This is a genomic window from Rudaea sp. (assembly GCF_036560865.1).
Classification (GTDB): domain Bacteria; phylum Pseudomonadota; class Gammaproteobacteria; order Xanthomonadales; family Rhodanobacteraceae; genus Rudaea.
In genome coordinates this window covers 1-8,084 of sequence record NZ_DATBQK010000128.1, presented here as the reverse complement: position 1 = coordinate 8,084, position 8,084 = coordinate 1, and the positions used below count along the sequence as shown (strand labels likewise).

Below are 8,084 nucleotides of genomic sequence, written 5' to 3'. Positions count from 1 at the left end.
GCCAGCAACGTTGAGCGCGGGTATGCTGAACGTTCCGGCATGCTTGGGTTCGAGACCCACGGCCCAGATCAGCTTCGACGTGGTCTGGCCATTGATGATGTTCATCGCCGACGAACTCTGCGTACCGAGCAGGTTGAAATCCTGCTGCAGCGCGCTGAAGTCCGGCTGCGCGGCGTTCGCATCGTCGCTGACTTCGACATTCAGCGTCACTGTCTCGCCCATCTGCATGCTGTTGCGATCGAGCCAGGCGCGCACCTGCGCGGCATGCGCACTGGTACAAATACACAATGCGACAAATGCCACAAATGCGGCAAAGCGTCGCGCGCGGACGATATGCGTTTTCACTGGGAGTCCTCCTGCGCTCCGCCATGCTGGCGGCGCTGGTATTCGAGCTGGAATTTGCGCCGCAGCAGGCCACCCGGATCGTCCGGCACGCGTTGCAGCCACTGCTCGACGGCTTCGCCCTGCTCGCTGCGCTTGTCGCCTTCGCGCTCGCCCAGACGCACCGGCTGCGCGGGGGTTTTATTCGGATTGCCGTCCTTGTCGGTATTCTTGCCCAGCGCCTGATCCATGCTTTGCTGGAACTGCCGCTGCGCCTCCTTGGCCGCCTCGCTGCCCGCGCCTGGCGGCTTTGCCGCACTTTTATCGTCGCCGGACTGGTTCTGCCCCGACGCAGACTTGTCCGCGTCTTTCGCGGAATCGGATGGCTGCTGTTTCCCGTCCTGCGGGCTCTGACCTTGCTGATCCTTGCCTTGCTGCTGCGACGGCTGCTTGTCGCCGTCGTCCTTGCCTTGCTGGTCGCCCTTGCCGTCCTTGTTCTGTTCGGAATTCTGTGCCTGATCGTTGCCCGGCTGTTGCTGCTTGTCGCCCTTGTGATCCTTGGAGTCGCCGTGCTGATTTTGTTTACTTTTATCTTTTTGCTGTTTCTTCAGCCACTCCTCGACCGCCTGCTTGTTGGCCAGCGCATCGGGCATCTGCGGCGCGCGCTTGAGCGCCTCGCCATACGCCGCCAGTGCCTGATTGTATTGACCTTGCTTGGCCAATGCATTGCCGCGGTTGTACTGCGCATCGGCGTTGTCGCGATCGAAGCTCTGTGTCGCCGCAGGATAATCGCCGGCGCGGTAGGCCGCCGCACCGCGCAAATCCGGATTCGCCGCGAGCGCCTGCGCTTGCTTCGCCCTGCCCGCATCGAGCTGCGCCTGCGCCTGCTGATCGGCGCGCTGCCACAGGTCGTCCCATACGCTCGCCTCGGCGCGATTCGCGTGTGCCAGCAACACGAGCGGCAGCAACATGAGCCAGCCGCGCCGGAATCCCAATGCCGCCAACGGCAGCAGCGCGAGCAGCAACCACGGCCCGCGATCCAGGTAGCGCTCGCTCTGCACCTGTGTCGATGCGGCGACCGACGCGTCGCTGGCCTTGAGCGTATCGAGCACGGCGTCCAGATCGCTCGCATCGCCACTGAAGCTCGCATAGCGCCCGCCGCCTGCGCGGGCGAGCGCTGCCAGCGCCGCCGCGTCCAGCTTGGGCAGCACGATATTGCCCGCGTCATCTTTGAGGAATCCGCCTTGCGCGAGCGCAACCGGTGCGCCTTGCTCGGTGCCGACGCCGAGCACCGACACGCGCACGCCGGCCGCGCGCGCACGCGCCGCGGCAGCAGCAGCATTCGCGCTCGCGTCATCGGCGAGCAACACGACTTCGCCATCGCGAAGACCGGCCTGGCGGATCAACTTCACGCCGAGATCGATCGCGCGTCCGGTATCGTTGCCCGCTGCCGGCATTACCGACGGGTCGAGCGAATCGACCAGATTCACGACCGTGTTGGAATCGTCGGTCAGCGGCGCCACGACGAATGCATCGCCGGCATAGGCGATCAGGGCGGTCTGCGCATCGCCGCTGCGCTTGAGAATATCGGCGATCTTGTAGCGCGCACGCTCGAAGCGGCTCGGCTTCACATCCTGCGCCAGCATGCTGTTGCCGAGTTCGAACGCGATCACGCGTGCGGCCTTGTTCTGGAACAGCGGCTGCGGCAGGCGCTCCCAAGCCGGGCCGGCGAGCGCGATGCAGGCGAGTGCCCAGACCGCGGCAAGCAGCCAGCGCGGGCTGCGCACTGGCGTCGAGCCCTCATTGCGCACCAGCAGATGTTCGAGCAGGTGTGCATCGACCGCGCCGCGCCAGACATCCGCGTCCGCGCCGTGCCAACGCAGCGCGCGCCAGAGCAGCGACAGAGCCAGCAATGCAAGCAGCCACCACGGACGAAAGAAGTGGAAATTCTGCAAAATGCCGCTCATCGCACCTGCTCCGCGAGAGAACGATCCGCAGCGCGTCGAATCAGCGCAGGTCGATTCGCGGCAAGCACCGGCGCCAACCCGCCAATCAGTGCGGCCAGCAAGGCCAGCGACAGCGGCCAGTAAAACCATTCGTCGACCGGACGGAATTGCTGCTGCTTGTCCGCGCTGGGTTCGAGCGCGTCAATGTCGCGATAGATCTGCGCCAGTTCGTTCGTATTGCGCGCGCGGAAAAAGCGGCCACCGGTTTTTTGCGCCATGTCGGTCAGCAGTTTTGCATCCAGATCGGCAGAAGGGTTGACCACGTGCGAGCCGAAGAAGCCGTCGTTCACGCGCATCGCCTCGGCGCCGATGCCAATGGTATAAATTTTCACATGCTCGGCCACGGCCAGATCGGTCGCCTTGGCTGGATCGAGTTCGCCGGCGTCGTTGACGCCGTCGGTGAGCAGGATCAGTACACGCTGATTTGCGGGGCGCTCGCGCAAGCGTTTCACCGCCAGCCCGACCGCATCGCCGATTGCGGTTTCGCGCCCGGGCAGGCCGACCACGGATTCGTTCAACTGCTTGAGCACGGTGTCGCGATCGAAAGTCAGCGGAGTGAGCAGATAGGCCTGGCTGCCGAACACGATGAGGCCGATGCGGTCGCCCGCGCGACGCTGGATAAAGTCGCCTGCGATCGCCTTGACCGCACCGTAACGGCTCACGGCCTGACCGCCGATCTGCATGTCCGGCGTTTCCATGCTGCCCGAGGCATCGACCGCGAGCAGCAGGTCGCGCCCGCTGCGCGGCAGTTGCACCGCATCGCCGATCCATTGCGGTCGCGCCGCGGCGGTGACGAGCAGTGCCCACGCCAGCAGTGCGAGGATACGTTTCCATCCGGCCATTGGATTGCCGCCAGGCGCGGTATCGAAACCGCTGAGCGCTATTGGCAACCGCAGCGCAGCGCCTGCTTGCGTCGCCGCGGGTTTGAGCACGTGCGCGACCAACCACGGCAGCGGCAATGCGACGAATAGCCAGGGCCAGGCCCACTCAAGCATGCGCGGCCTCGCGATGGAACGAGCGGTGTACGGTGCGTCGCACAAGTGCGATCAGCGCGGCTGCGTCGTAGTCCGCCTGCGCGCGATACGGCGCCTCGATCAGCGCGCGACCGACACCGGCGCTGAATTCATCGGACGCGATGCGTTTGTCCAGATGCTCCAGCCATGCGTCGCCCGTGAGCGAAGCGGACGCAGGCGCATCGGTCAAACTCAGCCGACGCAGAAATCCGGACAATGCAGCCGCCAGCGCTGGTGCGTCACCATGCGCCATTGCGACAGCGCGATCGAACTCGGCTATCAAGGCGCGCCAGCGGTGGCGCCGCCGCATTTTTTTATAAAAATATAGAAAGGTAAAAATGACGATAACCAGAAACAATGCGGCGAGCAGCCACCAACCCGGCGCCGGCGGCCACCACGATGGCGGCGGCGGCAGGTGGATATCGCGCAGTTCTGGGCCCTGTGCCGGATTCATTGCAGTCACCCCGCTTTCCGGCGGCGCGCGTCGAAGCCCAGCAGGGTACGCAACACCGGCTCGGGCTCGGCGTGCGTATCGAGCACGGCCGAATTGAGCGCGCGGCGCTTGAGCATGCCGACGAGCTGCTCGCGGCGTTCGTCGAACAGCGCTGGCCAACGCGCGCGTGTGCGCTGTGCGGAGAAATCCAGCATTACCCGGCCACTTTCACTTTGCAGCGCGTAACGCGCGGGCGGTGGCGCCTGATGTTCGATTGCATCGCTAAGCAATACGGCAGCCACATCGCAATGATTGGCGAGCAGGGACAGCGCAGGCTCGGCAGCGGCGTCGCAATCGAACCCGTCGGTCAGCAGAATGATCTGCGTGCCCGGTCGCGCCAGGCGTTGCGCGCGCTGCAGCGCCTGCGACAATGGCACCGTCGCGGTGGCGCCACGGGTGATCCCGTCCCACTCGACCAGCGCGCGCAGGCAACGCAACGCGCCGCGCACGCCACCGCCCGGTTTCACTTCGGCATTGAGTCCTGGCCCATAGCCGATCGCACCGACCCGATCGCCGCTGAGCGCGATCGCCCAGGCGATCAGCGCCGCCGTGCGCGCGGCCTGCACCGACTTGAAGCGCACGCGCGTGCCGAAGCGCATGCCCGGATTGCAACTGATCACCAGCAGCACACTGCGCTCGCGCTCTTCCTGAAACAGTTTGGTGTGCGGCCGGCCGGTACGCGCAGTGACGCGCCAATCCATCTGCCGGATGTCGTCACCGGGTTGATACGCGCGCGATTCGGCGTAGTCGACGCCGCGCCCGCGAAAGCGCGAGGCGTGCACGGCCGCGTGACTGCCGCCGACGCGCCGCGCGAAACGCTCCAGCCGGTGCGCGCGCAGGCGCATCGCGATCAGATCGTCGAGGGTGACGTGGACGGCGCTGAGGGCTGAGGGTTGAAGGCTGAGGGCTGGGTTCATCGCGAAGATCGTGCGTTAAGGGTCGATGGCTGAAAGCTGAAGACCAAGAGCCGCGGACCTCGGCTTTTCAGCCCTCAGCCCTCGGCTCTCAGCCCTGCTTTTAAGGAAGCGGCACGCGATCGAGCAACGCCGAGATCACTCGATCCGGCGTCACGCCCTCAGCCTCGGCCTCGTAACTGAGCAGCACGCGATGACGCAGCACGTCGGCAGCGACTGCATGCACGTCCTCGGGTGTGACGAAGTCGCGCCCCGCAAGCCATGCGCGCGCGCGCGCGCAGCGATCCAGCGCAATCGTGCCGCGTGGACTTGCGCCGTACGCGATCCAGCGCGCAAGATCCTCGCCGTAGGCTTTCGGCGTGCGCGATGCCAGCACGAGCTGGACCACGTATTCCTCCAGCGCGGGTGCCAGATGCAGGTTCAGCACTTCGGCGCGTGCCGCAAAGATTTGTGCCTGGGTCAGGCAGCGCTGCGGCACCACGGTCTCCCTCAGTGTCTCGCGTGCACGATCGCGGGCGAATTTGAGGATCGCCGCCTCGGACGCGCCGTCGGGATAATCGATACGCACATGCATGAGGAAGCGATCGAGCTGCGCCTCGGGCAGCGGATAGGTGCCCTCCTGCTCGATCGGATTCTGCGTCGCCATGACCAGGAACAGCGGCGGCAGCGGATACGTCGTGCGGCCGACCGTGACCTGGCGCTCGCCCATCGCTTCGAGCAGGGCCGACTGCACCTTGGCCGGTGCGCGATTGACCTCATCGGCAAGCAGCAGGTTGTGGAAAATCGGGCCACGCTGGAATTCGAAACTGGCCTGCTGCGGGCGGTAGATTTCCGTACCGGTGAGATCGGCCGGCAACAGGTCCGGCGTGAACTGGATGCGGTGGAAGTCGCCCTCGATGCGTGCGGCGAGCTCCTTGACCGCGAGCGTCTTGGCCAGACCCGGCGCACCCTCGACCAACAGATGGCCGTCGGCAAGCAAGGCGATCAGCAGGCGATCGACGAGTGCGCTCTGGCCGATGATGCACGCGGAAAGCGCTGTGCGTAATGTTTGAAAGGCGCCGTTCAGCGCCGAACCTTGAGCGAGTTCAGGCATATCCATGGTGATCGATTTCGGTAGTGGATGGTCGCACAGACAAAGAGCTGCTGCGCGTCTAGGACAACGCGGATACCACGAAGGTTTCCTGGCCCGCAATCCGGGCCGGCTACGCGGCGGCGCGATCCGCGGCGAACGTCGCGAGGGCCTCGTCGACAGTCTGCGGCCTGCCGATGAAATAGCCTTGCGCATAATGGCAGTCAAGTGCCGTGAGTTGGGCGAGCTGTGCCGCCGTCTCGACGCCTTCGGCGACGATCGCGCAATCGAGCGCGCGCGCCATGGCGATCACGGCGCGCACGACCGCCAGGCAGCGCGGATCGTGCAGCTGGTGGATGAAATCCTTGTCGAGCTTGAGCGCATCCAGTTGAAGCCTGTGCAGCAGGCCGAGATTCGAATAACCGGTGCCGAAATCGTCGAGTGCCACGGCGATGCCCTCGCGATGGCAGCTTGCGATCAACGCCGTGACCTTGTCGAAGTCCAACGCCACGCTTTCGGTGATCTCAAGCTTGAGTTGAGTCGGCGCAATGGCATGCGCGCGCACCTGGGCGACCATGCGCTCGACGAAATCCGGCTCCTGCAATTGCCGCCCCGACACGTTCAGCGCCACGAATGGCGTCGCCGCGAGTGGCGCGAACTGTTGCAGCGCCGAACAGACTTCGTGCAGCACGTACTCGCCGACCGGCACGATCAGCGAGGTTTCCTCGGCCAGTGCTATGAATGCGGCCGGCGACACCGGGCCGCGTTCCGAATGGTGCCAGCGGGTCAGCGCTTCGAAACCGGCGATGCGGCCGCTCGCGATGTGCCGGATCGGCTGCAGATACAGATCGAGCTCGTGCAGATCAAGCGCCCGGCGCAACTGACTTTCCAGACGGATTTTGTCGTGCGCCAGCGACACCGCCGAACGCATCGCCGTCTCGTCGCCCGCGCTTGAACGCGCGGCGCCGCTGAACCTGGCCAGCGCGTTGTGGTAGCGCCCGAGTTGGCTGAACAACAATGCGCGCACCAGCGGATCGGCGCTCTCGAGTCGTTCGGCGAATTGCGCGCGATCGATCGGTGTGAGCACACAGTGGTTCAGTGCTGTCGCAGTCGTGTTGCGCGGTGCTTCATCAAGGACCGCCATTTCGCCGATCAGAACGCCATGGCCGAGTTCGCCGAGAACCACGACGCTGCCATTCTGCCGCGTCGTAATGAGCAACGTGCCTTCCTCGATCAGAAACGCCGTGGTCGGCGCATCGCCTTCGCGGAACAACACATTGCCCGCCTGCAACTCAATTCGATACGCCGAATCCATCGCGACCGATCTCGTAGCCGGCCCCTTGCAGGCCAGACGATCATGCTAGCACGATGTGCACAAAAGAAAGGGCCGCGTTGCCGCGGCCCTCTGCCTGCCTATGTCACGGCGCTCAGGTCCCGCACGGAGACGGCGAGGCACTTACCGTGCAAACGCCCGAGAGCGTGACTGTTACGGACGGCGTACCGGTTGCCGTCTTGAACGTGCAGCTGCCGCTGCCTGGCTTGGTCGAAGAAGAGTCCAGCATCGCCGTAATAGTGGCTTCCGTGACGCCGGGTGGATTCGGACTGGCGCCGGTCACGCCCGGGCCCGAAGTAATCCCCGGGATCGGTGGGCCGCCCGTGCAACTACCGACCAGTAGCACGCCCGAAACCGGCGTACCATCGCTTTGTTCCAGTGTCAGCGTAACTGATCCGCCCGAGCCATTGAGTGCGGAAGGTGACGCGAGAAGAACCAGGCTGCCACTTGCCGTGATATTTGCAGTGGCGGTTGCGCCGCCAGCAGTAAAGGTCAGGGTAGCTTTGTCGCTGCTGGTGAGACCACTGGTCTTGACCGCCGTGATCACGCAGCCGCTTGAATCGGTCGCGTGTGCTGTGTTGCCTGCGGTGCTGACCGAGTCGACCGAGCCGGATCCAATCCCAAGACTGGCGAAATTGAAACCGAATACGACGCCAGCCAACGGGCTGACTGCCGCGTCGTAGATGCACACCTGCACGCTGGTGGTGATATCGCCTGGAATTGGACTCGGGCTGATTACGATCTTGGCTGGCGCAACACCCGGGAAACCCACGAGAGCCGCATCGGTTATCGTCTTGGTGCCGCTGGTAAACGTGTCGATGCCCGTACCTTGCACCCATACCGCCGATGCCAGCCCCAGTGCCGACACCGGATAATTCAGGGTCGTCGTGGCGACGCCGACAGCGTTGGTGGTCGCCGGCGTCGAAACATTACCA

8 protein-coding genes are annotated in these 8,084 nt (G+C 64.8%); all 8 read right to left on the bottom strand.

The window, feature by feature from the left end; translation table 11 throughout:
* Positions 1-345, bottom strand: a 345-nt coding sequence (locus tag VIE67_RS12605) for a BatD family protein (protein ID WP_332026749.1), incomplete at its 3' end; no start/stop codon positions are given.
* Positions 342-2,288: a VWA domain-containing protein gene (locus tag VIE67_RS12600; protein ID WP_332026747.1), complete on the bottom strand. Its 1,947-nt coding sequence runs from the start codon at positions 2,286-2,288 to the stop codon at positions 342-344. The genes VIE67_RS12600 and VIE67_RS12605, both read right to left, overlap by 4 nt.
* Positions 2,285-3,322 (bottom strand): vWA domain-containing protein, encoded by a 1,038-nt coding sequence (locus VIE67_RS12595; RefSeq protein ID WP_332026745.1) that lies wholly within the window; start codon positions 3,320-3,322, stop codon positions 2,285-2,287. The genes VIE67_RS12600 and VIE67_RS12595 overlap by 4 nt, the downstream gene beginning before the upstream one ends.
* Positions 3,315-3,794, bottom strand: coding sequence for a DUF4381 domain-containing protein (locus VIE67_RS12590; RefSeq protein WP_332026743.1), 480 nt, complete (start codon positions 3,792-3,794; stop codon positions 3,315-3,317). Before VIE67_RS12590 ends, VIE67_RS12595 begins: the two co-directional genes overlap by 8 nt.
* Before the next feature lie 5 nt (positions 3,795-3,799).
* On the bottom strand, positions 3,800-4,750 hold the full coding sequence (locus VIE67_RS12585) for a DUF58 domain-containing protein (protein ID WP_332026741.1): 951 nt from the start codon (positions 4,748-4,750) through the stop codon (positions 3,800-3,802).
* Between the two features lie 100 nt (positions 4,751-4,850).
* A complete protein-coding gene (locus tag VIE67_RS12580) occupies positions 4,851-5,846 on the bottom strand; it encodes an AAA family ATPase (protein WP_332026739.1) in 996 nt (331 codons plus the stop codon).
* 103 nt (positions 5,847-5,949) lie between these two features.
* Positions 5,950-7,131 (bottom strand): EAL domain-containing protein, encoded by a 1,182-nt coding sequence (locus VIE67_RS12575; protein WP_332026737.1) that lies wholly within the window; start codon positions 7,129-7,131, stop codon positions 5,950-5,952.
* 112 nt (positions 7,132-7,243) lie between these two features.
* Positions 7,244-8,084 (bottom strand): hypothetical protein (locus VIE67_RS12570; RefSeq protein ID WP_332026735.1); only part of this gene is annotated, 841 nt, incomplete at its 5' end.